Origin of the sequence: Sulfuritalea sp. (assembly GCF_017302275.1) — a bacterium.
In the GTDB taxonomy this organism is placed as follows: domain Bacteria; phylum Pseudomonadota; class Gammaproteobacteria; order Burkholderiales; family Rhodocyclaceae; genus Sulfuritalea.
This window is the reverse complement of the sequence record NZ_JAFLDR010000056.1, coordinates 1-23360: the sequence shown is the minus strand read 5'-3', so window position 1 is coordinate 23360 and position 23360 is coordinate 1. Positions and strand designations below refer to the sequence as shown.

Genomic DNA, 23360 nt, shown 5'->3' with positions numbered 1-23360 from the left:
GCGGCCGCCGGGGCCGGCGCCGGGGCCGGGGCCGGCGAAATGCGGACGCAGACCGAGATCCTGCGCAAGATGCTGCTGGCGATGGTCGACGACATTCGCGTGGTCATGTTGCGACTGGCGAGCCGGGTGCAGACCCTGCGCTTCCTCAACGGCCGGCCCGGCTCGCTGCGCGACGAAATGGCGCGCGAAAGCCAGCTGATCTACGCACCGCTGGCCAACCGGCTCGGCATCTGGCATGTCAAGTGGGAACTGGAGGATCTTTCCTTCCGCTACCTGGAGCCGGAGACCTACAAGCGCATCGCGACCATGCTCGACGAAAAGCGCTCCGAGCGCGAGGGCTTCATCGCGGCCGCGGTCGAACGGCTGAAAGCGGAACTCGCCGCCGTCGGCGTCGCGGCCGAGATCCACGGCCGGCCCAAGCACATCTACAGCATCTGGAACAAGATGCGCGGCAAGGACATCGATTTCGACCGAGTGTACGACGTGCGGGCGGTGCGCATCATCGTTCCGGAGGTCAGGGACTGCTACACCGTGCTCGGCATCGTGCACCACCTGTGGCAACCGATCCACGGCGAGTTCGACGACTACATCTCGCATCCCAAGGGCAACTACTACCGTTCCCTGCACACCGCCGTCGAGGTCGAGGACGGACGTTCGCTGGAAGTGCAGATACGCACCCCGGAGATGCACCAGCATGCCGAACTGGGCGTTGCCGCCCACTGGCGCTACAAGGAATCCGGCACGTCGGTGAAGGCGGCCGGCGCCTACGAGGACAAGATCTCCTGGCTACGGCAGTTGCTCTCATGGCGCGACGAGATCGCGGATTCCGCGGAATGGGTGCATCAGTTCAAGCAGGCCGCGCTGGACGACACGGTCTATGTCCTGACGCCGCAGGACAAGGTGATCGACCTGCCGCGCGGTGCGACCGCGCTGGATTTCGCCTACCGCCTGCATACCGACCTCGGGCATCGTTGCCGCGGCGCGCGTGTCGATGGCCACATGGTGCCGCTCAACACGGCCTTGCAGAACGGTCAGCGGGTGGAGGTCGTCACCGTGAAGAGCGGCGGACCGTCGCGCGACTGGCTGAACCCTGCGCAGGGCTACCTGGCGACGCCGCGCGCGCGTTCGAAGGTCAAGCAGTGGTTTGCGGCCCAGGACGAGGCCGAGATGCTGGCGCAGGGACGTGGCCTGGTCACGCGCGAACTGCAGCGCGAAGGGCAGACCCAGGCCAACCTCGACGAACTGGCCGAAAAGCTAGGGCTGAAAAGCGCCGAAGCCCTGTTCCTGGCGGCGGCGCGCGGCGAGGTCGGCCTGCGCGCCATCGATGTCGCCTTGCGTGGCGGCGCCGAGCCACTGCCGCCCGAGCCGGAGATCCAGACGCGCAAGAGCCGCGCCGGAGACAGCCAGATCCTGATCGTGGGCGTGGACAAACTGATGACCCGGGTCGGGACCTGCTGCAAGCCGATGCCGCCCGACGCCATCACCGGCTTCGTCACTCGCGGCAACGGGATTTCCATCCATCGCATCGAATGCAGCAACTTCCGCAACATGGCGGCGCGCAATCCCGAGCGGGTGATCGATGCCACCTGGGGCGAACGGGCCGGGAGTGTCTATTCGGCGGGGCTGACGGTCGATGCCGGCGATCGCCAGGGCCTGCTGCGCGACATATCCGATATCCTGTCCCGCGAAAAAATCAATGTCACGGCGGTCAATACGCAGTCGCGGGCAGGCATCGCGCATATGAGCTTCGTCATCGAGCTTTCCGGTGCGGAAGCCCTGGCGAGAGTGCTATCCTTGCTGCATGAGGTACCCGGCGTGCTGGGCGCGCGAAGATCCTGAGCGGAACCAAGCGGACCGGGTCCGGAATCCACGGAAGGAAACTAGTCTGAACTCAATCGCCATCGACCGCGGACGGACGCACCACTGGATCGCGGTGAATAGCTACCGCGTGCGGGTTACCGCGTTCGCCCTGATCGGCGTGCCGACCTGCCTGCACATGCTGCCGCTGAACCATGGGCCGGCACTGTGGACGCTCTTCTTCCTCCAGTTTCTGGTCTATCCGCACCTGGCCCAGTTGCATGCGTCGCGGGCGGCGAATCGGGAGCGGGCGGAAATGCACAATCTCGTGACGGATTCCGTGTTGTCCGGAGCCTGGGCGGCGGGACTCGGTTTTCCGCTCTGGATCAGCGTCGCGCTGTTCCTCGCCACGCTGCTCAACCACGCCATCACGCGCGGCATGACCGGAGTCGTGATCTGCCCGCTGGCAGTGTCCGCCGGCGCGCTGGCCTCGACCACGGTGATCGCCTTTCACGTATCGACCGATACAGACGGACTGGTGACCCTTTCGTCCATCATCGGGCTGGCGGTATACCTGTCGCTGATGGGCATCGAGTTCTTCACCTACATCCGTCGCCTGCACGAGGTGCAGAACGCGGTCGATCAGCAAAAGAACACCCTGGAAGAGGCCAATGCGGCCTTGCACCAGCAAATTTTCCAGATTCACGACCTGCAGGAAAAGCTCCGCGATCAGGCCAATCGTGATTCACTCACCGGCCTCTTCAATCGTCGCTATCTGGAAGGTACGCTGGAACGCGAACTGGCACGGTGCCGGCGGGAGGACGCGCCGTTGACCATGCTGCTGCTCGACATCGACTATTTCAAGCTGGTCAATGACACCTATGGCCACCAGGCGGGCGACGAGGTTTTGCGCGTTTTTGGCCAGGCTCTCCAGGAATGCTCGCGCACTGAAGACATCGTGTGTCGCTACGGCGGCGAGGAGTTCCTCCTCGTGTTGCCGAAAATGCCCCTGTCCGTCGGCCGCGAGCGCGCCGCGCAACTGCTGGAGTTGTTCCGGCGGACCACCGTACCGTTCGATAACTTTCGGATACCGGTTACCACCTCGATCGGCATCTCTGCGACCCCGGATCATTCAACCACGGCCGAGGGTCTGATACGCTGCGCCGACCAGGCGCTGTACCATGCCAAATCGCGCGGACGAAACCGCGTCGTGGCCTTCGGTGAGGCCTAGCCGCTAGTTCCTGCCAGTTACATGCTCCTCGACGTAGCCGCGGCAGAGGATGCTTTCCCAGTCCGGCCGGCCGTTTTGTATGGCGAGATCCGCCATGGCACGATGGTCATAGGGCAGGGCGATAGACTCGGCGCGCCAGGCGCCGTTGTGGCGTTCGACGATCGCGTAGCGCGCATCCGGCACCCCGTTCTCCACCGCATGGTAGAAGGGCAGTTCGTCGTACCAGGCCGGCTGGCCGACACTGCCCGGGTTCACCAGCAGGGCACCACGCCTGCTACGGACGATGCGCGGAATGTGGGTATGGCCGCAGAGCACGACGGCAGCATCGATCTGTCCCAGGCGCTCCTCGATTTCCGTCGCCGTGGCCGGGCGCGGCCGGCCGGGTTGTATGGTTTCGAGCAGGCATTCGTTGTCCTGGCGCGGAGTACCGTGGCATAGCAGGATCTCGTCATCGAAAGCTAGGCAATGGGGCAGGGCAGCGATCCAGCCGAGTTCGGCTTCTCCGAGGCGGCTGCGGGCATAGGCATCCGAGGGGTCGTCGTCCGTCGCCGGCGTCGCCAGCACCTGGCGTTCATGGTTGCCGGCAAGGTGCCTCCAGCCCGTCGCCATCAGGTAGCGGGCCGTCTCCAGCGGCAGCAGCGGACCGGACAGCGCGTCGCCCAGATTGACGACGGCATCGACGCCGCGCCGGGTGAAATCGGCGACCACGGCTTCCAGCGCGGCGAGATTGCCGTGGATGTCGGAGACGACGGCGATGCGCATCAGGCGATCCGGGCGGACAGGTACCCGAGGTTCAGGCGCGGCAGGGCGGCATGCAGGCGTTCCGGGTGCGCCGAGGCATGCAGGTGAAGGCGTCCGTTGCCGTGGGCCAGGTGGCCGGACAGGCGTCGCGCCTGGCGCGCCACGGCGTCGGCGACGTCGATCAGGCGCGCGCGCTTGCCGATCGCCCGCCGCAGCAAGGGTGCGAGGAAGCTGTAATGGGTGCAGCCAAGGACGATGCGGTCCACACCCGCGGCCAGCAGCGGTTCGATGCGCGCGTGGATGTCCGTGGCCAGCGCCGGGTCGTCGAGCTGCAGCAATTCGACGTGGGTCGCCCAGCCCGGGCAGGGTTCGACATGGACCTCGACGCCGCCGGCATGTTCGCGGATCAGCTTGTGCAGGCGGGCGCTTTTCGCCGTGCTTTCCGTCGCCAGAACCGCAATGCGCCCGCTGCGCGTTTCCTGCGCGGCAGGCTTGATGCCGGGTTCGACGCCGACCACCGGGATGCCAGGATGCGCGGCGCGCAGGGCCTGCACGGCGGCGGCCGTGGCGGTGTTGCAGGCCACCACGAGCAGGTCGCAGCCCATGGCGGCGAGTTCCCCGCCGACGGCCAGTACGCGGCGCTGGATCTCGGCGTCGCTCTTGTTGCCGTAGGGCACGTGGGCCGTGTCGGCGTGATAGCGGAAGTCCGCCTGCGGCAGGGCCTCGACCAGCGCGGCGAGCACCGAGAGGCCGCCCAGTCCGGAATCGAAGACGCCGATCATGCGGTGCTCAAGAGTCGGCGCTGGCGCTACGGCGATTCAGACCGCCGCGAGCGGGATCAGGCCTTCACCACCGGAATCTTGCCGATCTTCGCCTGCCATTCCTTCGGCCCGGTGACGTGCACCGACGTGCCCAGCGAATCGACGGCGACGGTGACCGGCATGTCCTTGACGTCGAATTCGTAGATGGCTTCCATGCCCAGATCCGCGAAGCCGACCACCCTGGCCGACTGGATCGCCTTGGCCACCAGATAGGCAGCGCCGCCGACGGCCATCAGGTAGGCCGACTGGTTGTCCTTGATTGCCTCGATCGCCGCAGGGCCGCGCTCGGACTTGCCGACCATGGAAATCAGGCCGGTCTGCTCCAGCATCATGCGCGTGAACTTGTCCATCCGCGTCGCGGTAGTGGGGCCGGCCGGGCCGACGACCTCGTCCCTGACCGGATCGACCGGCCCGACGTAGTAGATGACCCGGTTCGTGAAATCCACCGGCAGCTCCTCGCCCTTCGCCAGCATGTCGGCGATGCGCTTGTGGGCGGCGTCGCGGCCGGTCAGCATCTTGCCGTTGAGCAACAGTTTCTGGCCGGGCTTCCAGGCCGCGACCTGGGCCTTGGTCAGGCTGTTGAGATCGACGCGGGTGGCGGTCGCGGCATCGGCCTGCCAGGTCACCTTGGGCCAGTCTGCGAGGCTGGGCGGGCTCAGCTTTGCCGGACCGGAGCCGTCGAGGTGGAAGTGGCAATGGCGCGTCGCTGCGCAGTTGGGAATCAGCGCCACCGGCAGGTTGGCGGCGTGGGTCGGGTAGTCGAGCACCTTGACGTCGAGCACCGTGGTGAGGCCGCCGAGCCCCTGGGCCCCGATACCCAGCGCGTTGATCTTCTCGTGCAATTCGAGGCGCAGTTCTTCGGCCCTGGTGAGTTTGTCACCCCGGGCCCCGCGGGCCTTCAGTTCATGGATGTCCACCGGCGCCATGATGGCTTCCTTCGCCAGCAGCATGGCCTTTTCCGGTGTGCCGCCGATGCCGACGCCGAGGATGCCGGGCGGGCACCAGCCGGCGCCCATGGTCGGTATGGTCTTGAGGATCCACTCGACCAGGTCGTCGGAGGGGTTCAGCATGGCGAACTTGGCCTTGGCTTCCGAACCGCCGCCCTTGGCCGCGCAGATGACTTCGACGTGGTCGCCGGGAACGATCTCGTAGTGCACCACCGCCGGCGTGTTGTCCTTGGTGTTCCGGCGAGCGCCTGCCGGGTCGGCCAGGACCGAGGCGCGCAGCGGATTTTCTGCGTTGCTGTAGGCGCGACGCACGCCTTCGTTGACCATTTCCTGCACCGAAAGCGAGGCTTCCCAGCGCAGGTTCATGCCGACCTTGAGGAAGACCAGGGCGATGCCGGTGTCCTGGCAGATCGGGCGGCGGCCTTCGGCCGACATGCGGCTGTTGGTGAGGATCTGCGCGATGGCGTCCTTGGCCGCCGGTGATTCCTCGCGCTCGTAGGCCTCTCCCAGCGCGGTGATGTAGTCCAGCGGATGGTAATAGCTGATGAACTGGAAGGCGTCGGCGACGGACTGGATGAAATCTTCCTGGCGGATGGGGGCGGACATGGAGGGGCTCCGGTTCAATGTTTTGCGACGGTCAGCGTCTGCATCATGATCTTGTCGGTGTAGGCGATGGCGATCGCGGAGATAAGGAAGGAAACGTGAATCGCTATCTGCGCGATGATCACGCGGTCCTCGGTCTGCGGGGCGTTGATGAAGGTACGCAGCAGGTGGATCGAGGAGATACTGATCAGGGCCACCGCCAGCTTGACCTTGAGCACGCCGGCATTGACGTGGGAGAGCCATTCCGGTTGGTCGGGGTGACCTTCGAGGTCAAGCCGCGAAACGAAGGTTTCGTAGCCGCCGATGATGACCATGATCAGCAGGTTGGCGATCATGACCACGTCGATCAAGCCCAGCACGATCAGCATCACCTCGTTCTCGCTGAGGGTACCGGCCTTGGTCACCAGTATGGCGAGTTCGTGCATGAACTGGTAAACATAGACGCCCTGGGCGATTATCAGCCCAAGATAAAGCGGCGCCTGCAGCCAGCGGCTCCAGAAAATGAAGAATTCCATTGGCTTGATGATCTGGTTCATGATGTCGTGGCGTCGGTGGTGCGGGGCAGCAATCTTACCCCAGCCCGCGCAGCTTCATGCGGTACCAGCGTAAGTCCTATGTAAGACTCTTTTACTTTAATATGGAAGCACTTAGAATTCGAATTCGCGACGGCAGTTGCTATCGTTGCCGGTCGTGATTCTTCCAGCGAAAACAATACCTGCCCGGCGTTTTCGGTGCCTGTTCGGTGCCTGAGCGGCAGCCGCTTTTCAGTCATCCGGTTCAGTCCGGTTTCATGCGATAGGAGAGGTGTCAATGTCCAGCATCGAATCAAATGTTACGGAAAGTCGTGTGTTCCCCCCCGCGGATGCAGTGGTCAAGAAGGCCACCATTTCCGGAATGGCAGCCTATGAGGCCCTCTGCAAGGAAGCCGATACGGACTATGCCGGCTATTGGGCCCGCCTTGCCCGTGAACACATCAGCTGGAAGCAGCCCTTCACACAGTCGCTTGACGAGTCCAACGCCCCCTTCTACAAATGGTTCGCCGACGGCAAGCTGAACGTTTCCTACAACTGCCTTGACCGCAACGTCGAGGCCGGCCTTGGCGACAAGGTCGCCATCATTTTCGAAGCCGACGGCGGCCAGGCCACCAAGGTCACCTACAAGGAATTGCTGGCCAAGGTCGCGACCTTCGCCAACGCGCTCAAGGCCAAGGGCATCAAGAAGGGCGATCGCGTCCTGATCTACATGCCGATGTCGGTCGAGGGCGTGGTTGCCATGCAGGCCTGCGCCCGCATCGGCGCCATCCACTCAGTGGTGTTCGGCGGCTTCTCCGCCAAGTCGGTGCAGGAGCGCATCCAGGACGCCGGCGCCGTGGCCGTGATCACCTCCGACGAGCAGTGCCGCGGCGGCAAGAACATCCCGCTCAAGCCCGCGGTCGACGAGGGCATCGCCATGGGCGGTTGCGAGTCGATCAAGACGGTGATCGTCTTCAAGCGTACCGGCGGCGCCTGCAACATGGTCGCCGGTCGCGACGTCTGGTGGGACGACGTCTGCGCCGGCCAGTCTGCGGTTTGCGAACCGGAGTGGGTGGATGCCGAGCATCCCCTGTTCCTGCTCTATACCTCGGGTTCCACCGGCAAGCCGAAGGGCGTCCAGCACAGCTCGGGCGGTTACCTGCTGCACGCGATCCTGACCATGAAGTGGACCTTCGACATCAAGCCGGACGACATCTTCTGGTGCACCGCCGACATCGGCTGGGTCACGGGCCACACCTACATCACTTACGGCCCGCTGGCCTGCGGCGCCACCGAGATCGTGTTCGAAGGCGTACCGACCTATCCGGATGCCGGCCGCTTCTGGAAGACCATCCAGGCGCACAAGGTCAACATCTTCTACACCGCGCCGACGGCCATCCGTTCGCTCATCAAGTCGGGCGAGAACACCCCGGCGACCCATCCGAAGAACTACGACCTGACGAGTCTGCGCATCCTCGGCTCGGTCGGTGAGCCGATCAATCCGGAAGCCTGGATGTGGTACTACACCAACGTCGGCGGCGCGCGCTGCCCGATTGTCGATACCTTCTGGCAGACCGAGACCGGCGGTCACATGATTACCCCGCTGCCGGGCGTCACGCCGCTCGTTCCAGGTTCCTGCACGCTGCCCTTCCCGGGCATCGCAGCCGCGATCGTCGACGAGACGGGCAACGACGTCGAATGGGGCAAGGGCGGCTTCCTGGTCGTCAAGAAGCCCTGGCCGTCGATGATCCGCACCATCTACGGCGATCCGGAACGCTACAAGAAGTCCTACTTCCCGGTGGATTTCGGCGGCAACCTGTACCTCGCCGGCGACGGCGCGATGCGCGATGCCAAGACCGGCTACTTCACCATCATGGGCCGCATCGACGACGTGCTGAACGTTTCCGGCCACCGCATGGGCACAATGGAAATCGAGTCGGCGCTGGTGTCGAACCCGCTGGTGGCGGAAGCCGCCGTGGTCGGCCGTCCCGACGACCTGACCGGCGAGGCCATCTGTGCCTTCGTGGTGCTCAAGCAGGCGCGCCCCAGCGCCGAGGAAGCCAAGAAGATCGCCAATGAGCTGCGCAACTGGGTCGGCAAGGAAATCGGCCCGATAGCCAAGCCCAAGGACATCCGCTTCGGCGAGAACCTGCCCAAGACACGTTCAGGCAAGATCATGCGCCGCCTGCTGCGCAGCCTGGCCAAGAACGAGGAGATCACGCAGGACGTGTCCACGCTGGAGAACCCGCACATTCTGGATCAACTCAAGCAGAACGCCTGATAGGGTTTCACGCGAGTGGAAAACGCCCGTCTTCGGACGGGCGTTTTTTTTCCCGGCGCCAGACGGGACGGCATCTCCTTGCGGGATGAGCCAAGCGCAAAAGGGTCGCGGCGGGGTACCATGGCACGAAGATATGGGGAGATGACAGCATGATCCGCACCCGCCTCGTTGCCCAGCGCCTGGCCTTCCTGTTCCTGCTCGGGTGCTTATTCTTCAATTATCCGTTGCTATCGGTGTTCAACCAGGGTGGCAGCCTGTTTGGCATGCCGCCCCTGTATGCCTGGCTGATGGCTTCCTGGCTGGTTCTGATCGCGCTGCTGGCGCTGGTGGTCGAGCGGAAACACGACTGATGCTGCAAGGCTGGGTCATCGTCCTCGCTTCCTTCCTCTACCTCGGGGTGCTGTTCGGCATCGCCTGGTATGCGGACCATCGGGCCGACCACGGCCGTTCTCTGATTGCCAACCCGGTCGTGTATGCCCTCTCGCTGGGCGTGTATTGCACGACCTGGACCTTCTACGGCAGCGTCGGCCGCGCCGCGGCGAACGGCATCGGCTTCCTGCCGATCTACCTGGGGCCAACCCTGCTCTTTGCGCTCGCCGGCTTCATCCTCTACCGCATGATCCGGGTGGCCAAGTCCAACCGCATCACCTCGATCGCCGACTTGGTCGCCTCGCGTTACGGCAAGAGCCAGCTGCTCGGCGGCCTGGTCACCGTGATCGCGGTGGTCGGCGTGATTCCCTACATCGCACTGCAACTCAAGGCGGTGTCGAACAGCTTCACCATTCTTTCCAGCTACCCGGACATCGTCATGCCAGCCAGCGCCGGCGCGGTACCGCTGTTCCAGGACAGCGCGCTCTACGTGGCGATGATCCTCGCCGCCTTCACCATCCTGTTCGGCACGCGCCACCTCGACGCCACCGAGCGCCACGAAGGCATGGTGGCGGCAATCGCGGTCGAATCCATCGTCAAGCTGGTGGCCTTCCTCGCCGTCGGCGCCTTCGTCGTCTGGGGCCTGCACGGCGGCGTCGCCGACATATTCGCGCGCGCCGCCGAGGTGCCCGAGGTGGCGCGCCGCCTGACCCGCGCCGACACCTCCGCCGCCTACGGCAGCTGGGGCACGCTGATCTTCCTCTCGCTGTTCGCGGCCCTGCTGCTGCCGCGCCAGTTCCAGATCGCGGTGGTGGAGAACGTCGACGTCAAGCACCTCAATCGCGCGGTGTGGATGTTTCCGCTCTACCTGTTCCTCATAAACCTCTTCGTGCTGCCGGTGGCCCTGGCCGGGTTGCTGCATTTCCCGGCCGGCACCGTGGACGCCGACACCTTCGTCCTGACCCTGCCGATGGCCCACCAACAGGAAGGCCTGGCGCTGTTCGTTTTCATCGGCGGGCTCTCGGCGGCGACCGGCATGGTCATCGTCGAGACCATCGCGCTGTCCACCATGGTCTGCAACGACCTGGTGATGCCGCTGCTGCTGCGCCTGCGCTGGCTGGGCCTGGCCGAGAAGGCCGACCTTTCGGGTCTGCTGCTGGAAATCCGGCGCTGGGCGATCGCCGTCATCCTCGGTCTGGGTTACCTTTACTTCCGGGTCGCCGGCGAAGCCTACGCGCTGGTCTCGATCGGCCTCATCTCCTTCGCCGCCGTGGCCCAGTTCGCGCCGGTGGTGATCGGCGGCCTGTTCTGGAAGGGTGGTACGCGCGACGGCGCGGTGGCGGGGCTGGTCGCCGGTTTCGTGCTCTGGGCCTATACGCTGCTGCTGCCATCCTTTGCCAAGTCGGGCTGGCTGCCCGAAGGCTTCATCGCCCACGGCCTGTTCGGCATCGAACTGCTGCGGCCGCAACAACTGCTCGGGCTGACTGGACTGGACGAGATCACCCACTGCCTGGTGTGGAGTCTGCTGGCCAACCTGGGTGCCTATGTCGGCGTCTCGCTGCTGCGCGTGCCCAATGCGCGCGAGGCGCGCCAGGCCTCGCTCTTCGTCGGCGGCACCGACCTCGCCGGCCATACGGCCTGGGGCGGCAGTGCCGGCGTGGCCGACCTGCTGCCGCTGGCCGCCCGCTTCCTCGGACGGGAACGTGCCGAGGAAGGCTTCCTGCGCCATGCGCGCAGCCGCAGCCTGAAATCGGTGGATGAACTGCCGGGCGACGCGCGCCTGGCCAACTTCGCCGAGACCCTGCTGGCGGGTGCCATCGGCTCGGCCTCGGCGCGCGCCATGGTCGCTTCGGTGGTCAGCGAGGAGCCGCTCGGCCTTGACGAGGTGATGAACATACTCGACGAGGCTTCGCAGGTGCGCGCCTATTCGCGCGAACTGGAGCAGAAGTCGCAGGAGCTGACACGGGCCACCGCGGAACTGCGCCAGGCCAACGAGCGCCTGCGCGAACTCGACCGCATGAAGGACGACTTCATCTCGACGGTGACCCACGAGTTGCGCACGCCGCTGACCTCGATCCGCGCCTTTTCCGAGATGTTGCACGAGGACCCGAAGATCGACCTGGCGCAGCGCACGCGCTTCCTCGCCATCATCGTCAGTGAAACGGTTCGCCTGTCGCGCCTGATCAACCAGATCCTCGACCTCGCCAAGCTCGAATCCGGCCGCGCGGAGTGGACCGTCGCCGCGGTCGATGTCGGCGAGGTAATTCGCGAGGCGGCCGATTCGCTGACCGCCTTGTTCGCCGAGAAGCGCGTGGCGCTCGACATGGACGACCTGCACCCCGGCCTGACGGTGATGGCCGACCGCGACCGCCTGATGCAGGTGATGGTGAACCTGCTGTCCAACGCGCTGAAGTTCGTGCCAGCCGACAGCGGTCGCGTGAGAGTCGGCGCCGAGGGGACGGCGAGCGAGGTCCGCGTCAGGGTATGGGACAACGGGCCGGGCATCCATGCCGCCGACCACGAGGTGATTTTCGACAAGTTTCGCCAAGGCTCGGGCGGCACCGACGTGCTTACCGACAAGCCGCAGGGCACCGGCCTCGGGCTGCCGATCAGCCGCCAGATCATCGAGTATTTCCATGGCCGGCTGTGGGTCGAAAGCACGTCCGGCGCGGGGGCCTGCTTCGTGTTCACACTACCGCGACAGGCGGGCGATAATAACAAGCTCGCCACCGCGGAGCGCGAGTCGCAACGCGGTGGCCCGGCTGCCGGCGCTGCGCTCTCCGACAGCGGCGGGAAACACAACGGAGTCAGGGGAGGGAGTCAGTGAGTCATCGTATTCTGGTCGTCGACGATGAACCCAACATCGTCATTTCTCTTGAGTTCCTCCTGAAAAAGGAGGGATATGTCGTCGCCGTCGCCGGTGATGGCGAGGCGGCGTTGCAACAGGCCGGGCAGTTTCTGCCCGACCTCGTCCTGCTCGACGTGATGATGCCGAAGAAGTCCGGCTTTGAAGTCTGCGAAACCTTGCGCGCCAATCCCGCCCTCGCCGGCGTGAAGATCGTCATGCTCACCGCGCGGGGGCGCGAAACCGAAGTCACCAAGGGCCTGGCGCTGGGCGCCGACGCCTACATCACCAAGCCCTTCTCGACCAAGGAGCTGGTGGCGCGCATCAAGGCCTTGCTGGGGTGATACGCGGACGATGGGCCCGGAGCAGCCGGTTGTCATGTCCGCCGCCAAGGCTTTCCGAATTGCCATTGAGAGGGTAGCGAATTGAAAGCAAAGTTGCGCTTCATCATTGCCGCCTGCGTGCTGGGGCTGCTCATGACGGGTCCGTTCGCGGTGACGGCCCTGCTGCTCTATGCCGACTCGAAGGATGCCGAACGCGCCGCCTTCGCCCAATTCCTGCTGCCGAGGCTGCCCTTGGGCGGATTGATAACCACCTTCGGCTTCATCGCCGGATTGATGTTGCTGCGTGGCCTGTTCCAGCAATACGTGCAGGGTCTCCTGCGCATGGCCGAGACCCTGCGCCTGATGCTCGGTGCCAACCGCAATTTTCGGGTGACGCCCGACGGTCCGCCGGAAGTCCGCGAACTGGCGCGCGCCGCCAACGACCTCGCGCAGCAGCGCGACGAACTGCTGACCGATGTGGACGCGCAGATTCGCCAGGCCAAGGCGACCGTCGAGGAAGAAAAGAACCGGCTTGCCGCCCTGATGTCGGAACTGGCCCTGGGCGTCGTGGTCTGCAACCTCGATGGCCGCATCCTGCTCTACAACAGCCGCGCCCGACTGCAGTTCAAGGCCCTCGCGCAGGGGCCGACCTCGACCAGCGGCGGCGCCCTGATCGGGCTCGGCCGTTCGATCTTTTCCATCCTCGAGCGCGGGCAGATCACCCATTCGCTGGAGAACATCCAGCAGCGACTGCGCAAGGGCAGCGCCGCGCCGACCGCCAATTTCATCACGGCGACGCGCGGCGGGGCACTGCTGCGCTGTCAGATGGCGCCCGTGCTGCGCACGGGCGCCGACAGCGCCGCCGTTGGCGTCGCCCAGGGCGCAAATATGGACAATCCCCCCGGCCCCCTTTCCGGGAAAGGGGGTGACGAGGTCAGGCAGGCCGGGCCTGCCCAGGAGGAACGGACGACGGCACTGCCGGGCGACGAGTTGGAGGTCACCGGCTACGTGTTGACCATCGAGAACATCACGCGCAACTTCGAGCGCGAGGCGGAGCGCGACCAGGCGCTGCAGGCGCTGACGGACGGCAATCGGGCGGCGCTGGGGAACATCCGTGCAGCGGTGGAAACGCTGATCGATACGCCGGACATGGAGGCGGACTACCGTGAGCGCTTCACCCGCGTGATCGCCGACGAGGCCGCCGCCATGAGCCAGCGGCTCGACGCCACCATGAGCCGCTTCGCCGATTCGCTGAAGACGCGCTGGCCGCTGGAGGACGTGCTCGCGATCGACATCCTGGCCGCCGCCGCGCGCCGCATCGAGGACCGGCTCAAGCTGCCGATCAAGCACGAGGAACAGGATGCCAGCCTGTGGATGCGGGTCGACAGCTTCTCGCTGATCCAGGCCATTACCTTCCTTGCCGCGCGGTTGCAGGACCACTACGCGATACGCGAGCTGCGCCTGCGGCTGTCGGCCGAAGGCAAGATGGTCTTCCTCGACCTGATCTGGTCGGGCACGCCGGTCTCGTCGGAAACGCTCTACACGTGGGAACTGGAGCCGATGACGGTGGGCGCCGAGACCAGCCCGCTCACCTTGCGCGATGTCATCGATCGCCACGGCGGCGAGATCTGGTACCAGCGCGACAAGGCGGCGCACCGGGCATTCTTCCGCATGGTGGTGCCGGCGGCCGTGACGCCCGACCTAGCCGCCAGTGATCAGGTGCAGCACCTGCACAGCGACAGCCGGCCCGAGTACTACGACTTCGACCTGTTCGCCGCGCGCGACGCCGCGGGCTCCGGCATCGACCTCGATCGCAAGCTCAGCGAATTGACCTACTCCGTATTCGACACCGAGACCACCGGGCTGGAGCCCTCCAGCGGCGACGAGATCATCCAGATGGGCGCCGTCCGCGTGGTAAACAACCGCCTGCTGCGACAGGAGGTCTTCGATCAGCTGGTGGATCCGGGCATACCGCTGAAGCCCGCCGGGATCCCGATCCACGGCATTACCGAGGCCATGGTTCATGGCCAGCCCAAACTGGACGTGGTGCTGCCGGCCTTCCACGAGTTCTGTGCCGAAACGGTGCTGGTCGCGCACAACGCGGCCTTCGACATGCGCTTCTTCCAGTTGAAGGAGGACAGCCTCGGCGTGCGCTTCACACAGCCCGTGCTCGATACCCTGCTGCTGTCGGCGGTGATCCATCCCAACCAGGAGTCGCACCGGCTGGAAACCATAGCCGAGCGCCTCGGTATCAACGTCATCGGCCGGCATACTGCGCTGGGCGATGCCTTCGTCACCGGCGAGGTGTTCCTCAAGATGGTGCCGCTGCTCGCCGACATGGGCATCGTCACACTTCGCCAGGCCCTCGATGCCGCGCAGAAAACCTACTTTGCCCGAATCACGTATTGACCGATCGCGACTGCCTGATGCGTTCGCGGCTTGCGCGTTTGGCATGACGGCTGGCGAGAAACAGCCCCGCGCGGCGAACCGGGCGCTGGCCGAAAGCGGCTTTGCGCCGCGCGATGGCGAGGCCATGGCCGGCAATCCGAGCGGGTGTCGGCGAAACATCCGCCGCGACGCACCTGCAGCGAATCGGCGCGGATGGGATAATGGCGCCCGCCGATGCCGACGCGGCGGTGAATGCCTTTCGTGCCTTGCAGGAAATCCGCTTCGTGGTGCCGGCAGGTGCCGGCGACGGTGCGGCGGGCAACCGGATCGCGTCGCAGGACCAGGACGGGTTCGACTGCCGCGGTCCTGCCGGAAGCGCTGCGCCAGGCACGCACCGTGCAACGACTACCGAGGCCACGCCGCCGAATCGAAACCTGAAACTGGCCATGGCCATGGCAACCGATACCCGCCGGGCGGCCCCGCCGTTCCGCCGTTCCCATTCCGTTTTCGCTATCCAGGATGAATCCGCATGAACGATACCCCCCAAACCCTTCAGACGAGTTACCGCCCCAACCTGCACAGTCCGCTCGCCGCGCTCGTGCGCCGACAGCCTGTCACCGCGACACCCGAGACGCCGCTGCGCGAGGCAGTGCTGGCGATGTCGGAGAACCGTGTCGGCTCCATCATCGTCGTCGAGCCCGAGAGCGGTCGTCCGCTGGGCATCTTCACCTTGCGCGACCTGCTGCACCGCGTCGCCGCCAAGTCCTGCGACCTCGACCAGATCATCATGTCGGTGATGAGCGATACGGGACTGCTCATGCTCAACTGGCGTTCGACCATCTACCAGGCCGCGCTGGTGATGGCGCGGCATGGCGTGCATCACGTGATCATCGTCGATGCCGCCGGCAAGCTGGCGGGTGTCGTCTCGCAGGAAGACATCTACGAACTGCAAGGCGGCGGTGGCAAGGCGATCTCCGGCGCGATCCGCACCGCGCGCGACATGAACGCCCTGGTGGCGGCCTCCGAGGGCATCCGCCGCCAGGCGATCGGCATGCTGGCCGAAGGTGCGGCAGCCGAGCCGCTGACTCAACTGATTTCCAGCCTCAACGACCACCTGACGGTGCGGATCATCGAACTGACACGCAACGATTTCAAGCTGCCCGAGGTGTCATGGTGCTGGCTTGCCTTCGGCTCGGAGGGCCGCTTCGAGCAGACCCTGTCGACCGACCAGGACAACGGGCTGGTGTTCGCCGCGCCGGAGCAAGACGCGGCTGCGCTGCGCGAAGCCTTCCTGCCCTTCGCCCGTGCCGTCAACGAACGCCTGGCGCTGTGCGGCTTCCCGCTGTGCAAGGGCAACGTCATGGCCAGCAACCCCGAGCTGTGCCTGTCGGTGGACGAGTGGCACGGCAAGTTTGGCGGCTGGATGCGCGCCAACAGCCCGCAGGCACTGCTCGACGCCACCATCTACTTCGATTTCCGCCCCATTTACGGCGAGGAGGAGCTCGCCGACCAGCTGCGCGAGTGGGTGCTCAAGCGCGTTCCCAGCGAGACGCTGTTCCTGCGCTTCATGGCCGGCAACGCCGTCCAGGTCGAGCCGCCGATCGGCTTCATCCGTGATTTCACCTTCGACAAGAACCCCGAGTTTCCGCACACCCTCGACCTCAAGGCCGGCGGCGCGAGGCTGTTCGTCGATGTCGCGCGCATTCTGTCACTCGCCCACGGAGTGACCGAGACCGGCACCGCGCAGCGCCTGCGCGCGCTGGCCGAGCGGGGCAAGCTGGGGGGGGACGACGTTCATGCCCTCGTCGAGAGCTTCTTCTTCATCCAGCAGTTGCGCCTGAAGAACCAGCAAGGCGAGTTCAGCGAGGGCGCCGCCAACCGTGTCGACCCGGATCGCCTGAACGAGCTCGACCGTCTGGTGTTGCGCGAAGCCTTCAAGCAGGCCAAACGCCTGCAGTCGCGCCTGCAGCTGGAATTCCGCCTGTGATGCGGGAGGCGCGTGCAAGCTGACGCCGCGGCGCCGCCGCGGGCGATACGCCGGTCATGACTTCCCCGGGCCCCGTCGCGGTTGCCCGGGTGCCCCTGCGCACCCCGCTGTTGCGCGGCGCGCGGCGCCTGCGCATCGCGCTGGTCGGGCTGCCTGGCGCCGGAAAGACGACCCTGTTCGACGCGGTATCGAGCACGGCGCCGGCGCGGGGGGAATTGATCGGAACGCAGCGCAGTTGGCGTGAGTGCAGCGTGCAGATCGGCCTCGACGAGGCCAGTGTGGTCGATCTGCCGGGCACCCATTCCCTGCACCACCTCGAAGGCGGCGACCTGTCGGCGCTCAAGTACCTGCTCTGGGGCGACCAGCGTCCCGCCGTGTCCCTGCACGAAAAGGCCGGCCCGCCGGCGCCCTTCGCTCCGCCGGACGTGATCGTGCAGGTGGTCGATGCCGCCAACCTGCAAAGCCATCTCGAGTTGACGCTGGAATTGAGCCAGCTCGGACGGCCCATGGTGCTGGCTGTCAACCGGATGGACGAGGCCCTGAAAAAAGGCCTTTACATCAACGTCAAGGCGCTCGAATTGCTGCTCGGCATGCGCGTGGTGCCGACCGTGGCGCTGATGGGGCAGGGTATCGCGGACCTGTTCCGGGCCGCCGCCGACGCGGCTCGCGACGACAGCTGTCCGCTGCCGCAAGCGCCCAGTGCCCACATCGCGAATCGCCTGCGGCCACTCGATGCCGAACTCAACCGTCCGGGCCTGCACGAGGCATTTCGCCTGCCGCAGGCCTTCGTCCTGACGCAATTCGCCGGCGCCGACGGCTTCATCGAGGACGAGTTGAACCAGCATTTCCGGCAACTGCTGCCCATGCTGCGCCGCCTGCGCGACGAGGCCGGTGCCGGACTGCCGCGACCTTTGGCCGAAGAACTTCACGCCGACCGCCACCATCGCGCCGCGACCCTGGTCGAAGCGGCCCTGCGCATCGGCTCGCCGGCGCATTCCCGGGACTGGCGCTACTGGCTCGACGAGCTGTTCCTGCATCCGCAATGGGGCCTGATCGGCAGCCTCGCCGTGTTCGCCGCCGTGCTGTTCGTCGTCTTCGAGATCAGCGGCTGGATCGACGCGATGACCACCGTGAAAATTGCCGCCGCATTCGCCGACTGGCAGCCGCAATCGGTCGGCGGCGTGGTCGGACGCGCGGTGCTCGACGGCCTGATCGGACTGGTCGGCATCGTGTTGCCTTACATGGTCCCGCTGGTGATGCTGCTGGTGACGCTGGAGGAAGCCGGGCTGATGCAGCGCATCGCCTTCGTCGTCGACCGCGGTTTCCACCAGATCGGACTCCATGGCGGAGTCGCCGTGCCTTTCCTGCTCGGCCTCGGTTGCAATGTGCCCGCCATCTCGGGCGCCGCCGGCGTCACCCGCGGCCGCGAACGAGTGATCGCCTCGGTGCTGATCAGCTTCGTGCCCTGTTCCGCGCGCTCGGCCATCATCCTCGCCATCGCCGGCAAGTACCTCGGTGTCGGCGGCGTGATGGGCATCTTCGCCCTCACCCTGGTGGTGATCGCCGTCATGGGGCGCCTGCTGTCGCGCGGCCGCGCGGCGCCCGGCCCCGGCCGCCTGCAGGAAATCCCGCCCTACGCCCTGCCGACATGGCGCAAGCTGCTGGGCGAAACGCGGGAACGCACCGGCGACATCCTGACCATCGTCACACCCCTGCTGGTGGGTGGCAGCGTCCTGCTCGCCCTGCTTACCCACGTCGGCGCCGACGACGTGGTCAACACCCTGCTGACGCCGGTCACGGTGTGGTGGCTGGGGCTGCCGGCGGTGCTCGGCGTGCCGCTGCTGTTCGGTGTCTTGCGCAAGGAGTTGTCGCTGCTGATGATCTACCAGGCGCTGGGTACGCAGGAGATCGGCACCCGGCTGGATGCCGTGCAGATGCTGGCGCTGCTTTTGTTCATCAGTTTTTACGTGCCTTGCGTATCGACTTTCGCCGTGATGTTGAAGACCATAGGCCGGCGCGATGCGCTAATCTCGGTGTCGATCTCGGTCGGCGTGGCCCTGCTGGTGGCCGGCGCGCTGCGGATGGGCGCCGCCGGTTGGCAAGTGCTCGGCGGCTGAGCGGCAACGAGCCGGGCGGGGCTGGGGAATATCGGTTTCACATCGACGGAAAGGAGTTGCGACGATCATGGAAGCATTCGATCTGGACCAGGCGCTGACCATGCACCGGTCCTGGAAGATGAAATTCCAGCTGGCGCTGGGCAGCGTGCAAAGCCGGGATTTCGATACGCAGGGTATCGGCGATGCCGACGCCTGCGGCCTCGGCCGGTGGCTGACGGCCAACGCCGGCGAACTCGAGCGATTTCCCGTGGTTCGTGAGCTGCTGCCGGTACACGTCGAGTTCCATCGCCAGTCGCAGGCCATCGCCGACGAGATCCGCAGCGGCCGGATTATCCACACGGAGGATCCGGCCATCGTCGCCTACCTCGAACTTTCCACCGGCATCGAGGCCATGCTGAAGCGGCTCGACGCCGATTTGCGGCTGGGCGGCTGAGCATTTTGCATCGCGCCTGAACTATCCAGCGGGCAGCGGTATCGCCCCTCCTTTCCACGACAAGGACCTGATATGAACCCACAGAACGGATACGACATCGAAGACATCGCGGTCGGCATGAGCGCGGAGACCGCCAAGACCATCACCGAGGCGGACATCCTGTTGTTCTCGGCCGTATCGACCGACACCAACGCCGTGCACCTCGACGAGGAATTCGGCAAGACCACCATGTTCGGCGGCCGCATCGCCCACGGCATGCTTTCGGCGAGCCTGGTCTCGGCCGTGCTCGGCACGCGCCTGCCGGGCCCCGGCGTGATCTACATGAGCCAGTCGCTGCGCTTCAAGGCGCCGGTGCGCATCGGCGACACCGTGCATGCCAAGGTCACGGTCAAGGAGGTCATCGCCGAAAAATCGCGCGTGGTGCTCGACACCGTGTGCAGCGTCGGCGGCAAGGTGGTGATCGACGGCGAGGCGATGGTCATGGCCACCTCGCGGGCGAAGCGCGAAGCCGCCGGCAAGTAGCAGGCGTGGCAACAGAATTTCCGGGTGTCGATCCGACTCCTGTCGATTCCGTCATGGCCGGCCGCCATTGCGTGCGCGCCTTCCTGCCCGACCCGGTGCCGCGCCAGGTGGTGGAGGACATCCTGGCCGTCGCGCGCCGCGCGCCGTCGGGCACCAACCTGCAGCCCTGGCGCGTGCACGTGCTGACCGGCGCGTCGCGGCAGCGCCTGGTCGATGCCGTGTGCGCCGCCTACGACGCGGCGGCACCCGGCCACACAGCCGAATACGACTACTACCCGGCCGAATTCTTCGAGCCCTATCTGGCGCGCCGGCGCAAGATCGGCTGGGGACTCTACGGCCTGCTCGGCATAGAAAAAGGCGACGCCACGAAAATGCGCGCCCAGGCGCGCCGCAACTACGAGTTCTTCGGCGCCCCGGTGGGCCTCGTCTTCAGCATCGACCGGCGCATGGGGCGCGGCGGCTGGCTCGACTACGGCATGTTCCTGCAGAACGTGATGCTCGCCGCGCGCGCCCGCGGCCTCGACACCTGCCCGCAGGTGGCCTGGCTCGACTACCACCGCATCATCGGCGAGGTGCTCGGCTTCGGCGTACAGGAAATGCTGGTGTGCGGCATGTCGCTGGGCCACGCCGACCCGGACGCGATCGAGAACACGCTAGCCACCGAGCGCGCCGCGCTGGAGGAGTTCGTCGTCTTCCATGAGTGAAGTGGACGAAGGCGCGCGCCAGCGGCTCGATAAATGGCTTTGGGCGGCGCGCTTCTACAAGACGCGCAGCCTCGCCGCCGACGCCATCGCGGGCGGCAAGGTGCGCTGGAACGGACAGGCCGTGAAGCCGGCGCGCGAGGCCAAGCCCGGCGACGAACTGGAAATCTCCACCGGGGAACAGCGCTGGACGGTCATCGTGCGCGGCGTGAACCAGCAGCGCCGGCCGGCGCCCGAAGCACGCCTGCTTTACGAGGAAACGGCGGAGAGCGCCGCAAGCCGGCAGCGCCTGGAGGAAGTCGGGCGCCTCGCGCCGATGCCCGGCGCCGGGCTCAAGGGGCGGCCGACCAAGAAGGCGGGGCGCCTGATACGCGGCTTCAACGAATGATGGCTCTGGCTCACCTGGCGAGCCTGTCACGGGTGATACTCTTCGAACCATGGAAATGAGCCTTGCACTTCTGGCCGGCCTGCTGCTCGGCGGCGGCCTGGTCGCATTCGTCTTCGCCGCGCGCGTGCGCGAGGCGCGAGGCGCGCTGGCGCAGCGTGAAGCCGAGCTGGCCTTGCTGCGCGACAAGGAGTCGGCGCTGGCGATACGGTGCGCCACGCTGCAAAGCGAGCTGGAAAGCGAGCGCGCCCTGTTCGCCGAGCGCCAGGCCACGCTCGAAGCGGCGCGCAACAGCTTCGCCGATGCCTTCAAGGCCCTTTCGGCCGACGCGCTGGCGAAGAACAACCAGAGCTTCCTCGAACTCGCCCGCGCCACGCTGGAAGCGCAGCAGGCGGCGGCGCTGGCCGCGGCGCGCGGCGACCTCGACAAGCGCCAGGTGGCGATAGGCGACCTGGTCGCGCCGGTCAAGACCTCGCTGGAAAAGTTCGAGCAGCAGATCGTCGGCCTGGAAAAGGCCCGCGTCGATGCCTATGCCACGCTCAGCGAACAGGTGCGCGCACTGGCCGGCGGGCAGGAGCAGTTGCGCCATGAGACCGGCAACCTGGTCAAGGCCCTGCGCGCGCCGCAAACCCGCGGGCGCTGGGGCGAACTGCAACTCAAGCGCGTGGTCGAGATGGCCGGCATGCTCGACCATTGCGATTTCCACGAACAGGAAAGCACCACCACCGAGGACGGCCGCCTGCGCCCCGACATGGTGGTCAGGCTGCCCGGCGGCAAGAACATCGTGGTCGATGCCAAGGCGCCGCTCGCCGCCTACCTCGAAGCGCTCGAAGCCGCCGACGAGGACGCCAAGAAGCGCAAGCTGGCCGACCACGCGCGCCAGGTGCGCGACCACCTGAAGAAGCTCGGCCAGAAATCCTACTGGGAGCAGTTCCAGCCCTCGCCGGATTTCGTCGTGCTGTTCCTGCCCGGCGAGATGTTCTACTCGGCCGCGCTGGAGGCCGACCCGTCGCTGATCGAAGCCGGCGTCGATGCGCGCGTCATCCTCGCCACGCCGACCACGCTGATCGCCCTGCTGCGCGCCGTGGCCTACGGCTGGACGCAGCACGCGTTGACCGAGAACGCCGAGCGCATCAGCCAGCTCGGCCGCGAACTCTATGAGCGCATCGCCACCGTCACCGAACACTGGGGCCGCGTCGGCAAGAACCTCGGCGAGGCGGTCGGTGCCTACAACAAATCGGTGGCCTCGATGGAAACGCGCGTGCTGGTTTCCGCGCGCAAGTTCCGCGAGCTCAAGGCGGCCGGCGAGGACAAGGAAATCGGCGACCTCAATCCGGTCGAATCCCTGCCGCGCGAGTTGCAGGCGCCGGAATTGCTGGCGGGCGATCCGGCAGGCTCACGCCATGAGCCTTGAGGGCGGCAGACTGTGCTCCATTCCCATGGAGGCAGTCACATGTTCATCGATCCGATCTTCGTCCAGCAGCCCAACCGCCCGGCCACCCCGGCCACCCCGGCTCAGCCAGCCCATTCCGCCGACATCGCGGTGTTCGTCATCACCACCACGCTGTGCGCCCTCGGTGCACTGATGCTGCCGCTGGCCGGATGAACCGCGGGTGATCCGCCCCGACCTTCCCCTCGTATCGCTTGCCGACCTGCCCGGCGGGCCGGAGCCGGTGGTGTTGTGCGCCACGGCGCGGCTCGCCGTGGATCTGCGCCGCGCGCACGGCGACCTGCAGCAGGCGCGCGGGATGCGGACCTGGCGCGCGCTGCAGAGTTCAACGCCGGCGCAGTGGCTCGACATGCTGGTGTCGCGTGCGCTGCTCTGCGGCGAGGTTCCGCCCGATGCCGCCGCCGGTGGCTTCCTCGGCCGCGCGCAGGAACGCAACCTGTGGGAGCAGGCCATCGCCATTGACGCCGGCGCGGCGGCCGAGCTTTTCGACCGCGAAGGCATGGCGCTGGCGGCGATGGAGGCGGCGAGCCTGCAGCGCAGCTGGCGCATCGAAGTGCCTGAGGCCATGCACACCGCCGAGTACGAAGCCTTCCTGCGCTGGTCGGCGGCGTTCGACACATCCTGCCGCGACGGCGGCTGGCGCGGCCGCGACGAGGTCCTCGCCTGGCGCATCGCCTGCATCGAACGCGGCTTGGGCGGCCTGCCGGGGCGCATCGGCCTGGCCGGTTTCCTCATGCCCGATCCCTGGGTCGCGCGCCTGCTGGTGGTGCTCGAAGCCTGTGGCGTCGAGCTGGTCCGCGTCGATTTCAGCCATCACGCGGCGGGCGCAGCGCGCGGCATCGAGCTGCCCGACGCGGAGGCCGAATGCCTCGCCGCGGCGGCCTGGGCCCGGGCGCGGCTGGCGGCT

Annotated in this window: 20 protein-coding genes and 1 pseudogene; 17 read left to right on the top strand and 4 right to left on the bottom strand. The window is 66.4% G+C overall.

All coding sequences use genetic code 11. The features are described from left to right. Positions 1 to 1839, top strand: a 1839-nt coding sequence (locus J0M27_RS19750; RefSeq protein WP_294995922.1) for a bifunctional (p)ppGpp synthetase/guanosine-3',5'-bis(diphosphate) 3'-pyrophosphohydrolase, incomplete at its 5' end; no start/stop codon positions are given. A gap of 94 nt (positions 1840 to 1933) precedes the next feature. Beyond that, positions 1934 to 3028, top strand: a complete 1095-nt coding sequence (locus tag J0M27_RS19745; RefSeq protein ID WP_294995919.1) for a sensor domain-containing diguanylate cyclase — start codon at positions 1934 to 1936, stop codon at positions 3026 to 3028. A gap of 3 nt (positions 3029 to 3031) precedes the next feature. Here the strand turns inward: J0M27_RS19745 and J0M27_RS19740 are convergent, their stop codons facing one another. The 4 genes from J0M27_RS19740 to J0M27_RS19725 are packed head-to-tail and all read right to left on the bottom strand — an operon-like array spanning position 3032 to position 6676. Continuing rightward, entirely contained in the window at positions 3032 to 3790 is a 759-nt protein-coding gene (locus J0M27_RS19740; protein WP_294995917.1) for a metallophosphoesterase family protein, read from the bottom strand. Then, positions 3790 to 4551 (bottom strand): glutamate racemase, encoded by a 762-nt coding sequence (gene murI, locus J0M27_RS19735; protein WP_294995914.1) that lies wholly within the window; start codon positions 4549 to 4551, stop codon positions 3790 to 3792. The genes J0M27_RS19740 and murI overlap by 1 nt, the downstream gene beginning before the upstream one ends. Before the next feature lie 56 nt (positions 4552 to 4607). Beyond that, a complete protein-coding gene (locus J0M27_RS19730; protein WP_294995911.1) occupies positions 4608 to 6143 on the bottom strand; it encodes a fumarate hydratase in 1536 nt (511 codons plus the stop codon). Positions 6144 to 6157: 14 nt separating this feature from the next. After that, positions 6158 to 6676, bottom strand: coding sequence for a TIGR00645 family protein (locus J0M27_RS19725; protein WP_294995908.1), 519 nt, complete (start codon positions 6674 to 6676; stop codon positions 6158 to 6160). Positions 6677 to 6950: 274 nt separating this feature from the next. Between J0M27_RS19725 and acs the strand changes: the two genes are divergently transcribed. The 15 genes and pseudogenes from acs to J0M27_RS19650 form a co-directional block, all read left to right on the top strand. Further along, a complete protein-coding gene (gene acs, locus J0M27_RS19720; RefSeq protein WP_294995905.1) occupies positions 6951 to 8933 on the top strand; it encodes an acetate--CoA ligase in 1983 nt (660 codons plus the stop codon). 149 nt (positions 8934 to 9082) lie between these two features. Further along, a complete protein-coding gene (locus J0M27_RS19715; RefSeq protein ID WP_294995902.1) occupies positions 9083 to 9283 on the top strand; it encodes a hypothetical protein in 201 nt (66 codons plus the stop codon). Next, positions 9283 to 12129 carry a sensor histidine kinase gene (locus J0M27_RS19710; protein WP_294995900.1) on the top strand — a complete coding sequence of 949 codons (2847 nt, stop codon included), beginning with the start codon at positions 9283 to 9285 and terminating at the stop codon, positions 12127 to 12129. Before J0M27_RS19715 ends, J0M27_RS19710 begins: the two co-directional genes overlap by 1 nt. Continuing rightward, positions 12126 to 12491: a response regulator gene (locus tag J0M27_RS19705; RefSeq protein WP_294995897.1), complete on the top strand. Its 366-nt coding sequence runs from the start codon at positions 12126 to 12128 to the stop codon at positions 12489 to 12491. Before J0M27_RS19710 ends, J0M27_RS19705 begins: the two co-directional genes overlap by 4 nt. 81 nt (positions 12492 to 12572) lie before the next feature. After that, positions 12573 to 14879 carry an exonuclease domain-containing protein gene (locus tag J0M27_RS19700; RefSeq protein ID WP_294995894.1) on the top strand — a complete coding sequence of 769 codons (2307 nt, stop codon included), beginning with the start codon at positions 12573 to 12575 and terminating at the stop codon, positions 14877 to 14879. A gap of 200 nt (positions 14880 to 15079) precedes the next feature. Continuing rightward, the gene (locus tag J0M27_RS19695) at positions 15080 to 15391 is read left to right on the top strand and encodes a hypothetical protein (RefSeq protein ID WP_294995892.1); all 312 of its coding nucleotides are present in this window, start codon (positions 15080 to 15082) and stop codon (positions 15389 to 15391) included. Continuing rightward, positions 15388 to 16845 carry a DUF294 nucleotidyltransferase-like domain-containing protein gene (locus J0M27_RS19690; protein ID WP_294995889.1) on the top strand — a complete coding sequence of 486 codons (1458 nt, stop codon included), beginning with the start codon at positions 15388 to 15390 and terminating at the stop codon, positions 16843 to 16845. The genes J0M27_RS19695 and J0M27_RS19690 overlap by 4 nt, the downstream gene beginning before the upstream one ends. 56 nt (positions 16846 to 16901) lie before the next feature. Next, complete coding sequence (locus tag J0M27_RS19685; protein WP_294995886.1) at positions 16902 to 18962, top strand: ferrous iron transporter B; 2061 nt, start codon at positions 16902 to 16904, stop codon at positions 18960 to 18962. 67 nt (positions 18963 to 19029) lie between these two features. Then, a complete protein-coding gene (locus tag J0M27_RS19680; protein ID WP_294995883.1) occupies positions 19030 to 19395 on the top strand; it encodes a CZB domain-containing protein in 366 nt (121 codons plus the stop codon). Positions 19396 to 19467: 72 nt separating this feature from the next. Next, positions 19468 to 19917, top strand: coding sequence for a MaoC family dehydratase (locus J0M27_RS19675; RefSeq protein ID WP_294995880.1), 450 nt, complete (start codon positions 19468 to 19470; stop codon positions 19915 to 19917). Between the two features lie 5 nt (positions 19918 to 19922). Next, entirely contained in the window at positions 19923 to 20621 is a 699-nt protein-coding gene (locus tag J0M27_RS19670; RefSeq protein ID WP_294995876.1) for a nitroreductase, read from the top strand. After that, on the top strand, positions 20614 to 21006 hold the full coding sequence (locus tag J0M27_RS19665; RefSeq protein ID WP_294995873.1) for an RNA-binding S4 domain-containing protein: 393 nt from the start codon (positions 20614 to 20616) through the stop codon (positions 21004 to 21006). The genes J0M27_RS19670 and J0M27_RS19665 overlap by 8 nt, the downstream gene beginning before the upstream one ends. Before the next feature lie 55 nt (positions 21007 to 21061). Beyond that, entirely contained in the window at positions 21062 to 22417 is a 1356-nt protein-coding gene (gene rmuC / locus J0M27_RS19660) for a DNA recombination protein RmuC (protein WP_294995870.1), read from the top strand. Positions 22418 to 22456: 39 nt separating this feature from the next. Next, positions 22457 to 22609: a hypothetical protein gene (locus J0M27_RS19655; RefSeq protein WP_294995867.1), complete on the top strand. Its 153-nt coding sequence runs from the start codon at positions 22457 to 22459 to the stop codon at positions 22607 to 22609. Between the two features lie 7 nt (positions 22610 to 22616). Continuing rightward, positions 22617 to 23360 (top strand): annotated as a pseudogene (locus J0M27_RS19650) (PD-(D/E)XK nuclease family protein); the annotation flags it as partial.

Excerpts from the sequence above, each read along its gene's own strand:
- J0M27_RS19725 (WP_294995908.1), bottom strand. The coding sequence starts at position 6,676 with ATGAACCAGATCATCAAGCCAATGGAATTCTTCATTTTCTGGAGCCGC.
- acs (WP_294995905.1), top strand. The coding sequence starts at position 6,951 with ATGTCCAGCATCGAATCAAATGTTACGGAAAGTCGTGTGTTCCCCCCC.
- J0M27_RS19675 (WP_294995880.1), top strand. The coding sequence starts at position 19,468 with ATGAACCCACAGAACGGATACGACATCGAAGACATCGCGGTCGGCATG.
- J0M27_RS19740 (WP_294995917.1), bottom strand. The coding sequence starts at position 3,790 with ATGCGCATCGCCGTCGTCTCCGACATCCACGGCAATCTCGCCGCGCTG.
- J0M27_RS19695 (WP_294995892.1), top strand. The coding sequence starts at position 15,080 with ATGGCGCCCGCCGATGCCGACGCGGCGGTGAATGCCTTTCGTGCCTTG.
- J0M27_RS19730 (WP_294995911.1), bottom strand. The coding sequence starts at position 6,143 with ATGTCCGCCCCCATCCGCCAGGAAGATTTCATCCAGTCCGTCGCCGAC.
- J0M27_RS19690 (WP_294995889.1), top strand. The coding sequence starts at position 15,388 with ATGAACGATACCCCCCAAACCCTTCAGACGAGTTACCGCCCCAACCTG.
- J0M27_RS19665 (WP_294995873.1), top strand. The coding sequence starts at position 20,614 with ATGAGTGAAGTGGACGAAGGCGCGCGCCAGCGGCTCGATAAATGGCTT.
- J0M27_RS19715 (WP_294995902.1), top strand. The coding sequence starts at position 9,083 with ATGATCCGCACCCGCCTCGTTGCCCAGCGCCTGGCCTTCCTGTTCCTG.
- J0M27_RS19655 (WP_294995867.1), top strand. The coding sequence starts at position 22,457 with ATGTTCATCGATCCGATCTTCGTCCAGCAGCCCAACCGCCCGGCCACC.
- murI (WP_294995914.1), bottom strand. The coding sequence starts at position 4,551 with ATGATCGGCGTCTTCGATTCCGGACTGGGCGGCCTCTCGGTGCTCGCC.
- rmuC (WP_294995870.1), top strand. The coding sequence starts at position 21,062 with ATGAGCCTTGCACTTCTGGCCGGCCTGCTGCTCGGCGGCGGCCTGGTC.
- J0M27_RS19685 (WP_294995886.1), top strand. The coding sequence starts at position 16,902 with ATGACTTCCCCGGGCCCCGTCGCGGTTGCCCGGGTGCCCCTGCGCACC.
- J0M27_RS19710 (WP_294995900.1), top strand. The coding sequence starts at position 9,283 with ATGCTGCAAGGCTGGGTCATCGTCCTCGCTTCCTTCCTCTACCTCGGG.
- J0M27_RS19680 (WP_294995883.1), top strand. The coding sequence starts at position 19,030 with ATGGAAGCATTCGATCTGGACCAGGCGCTGACCATGCACCGGTCCTGG.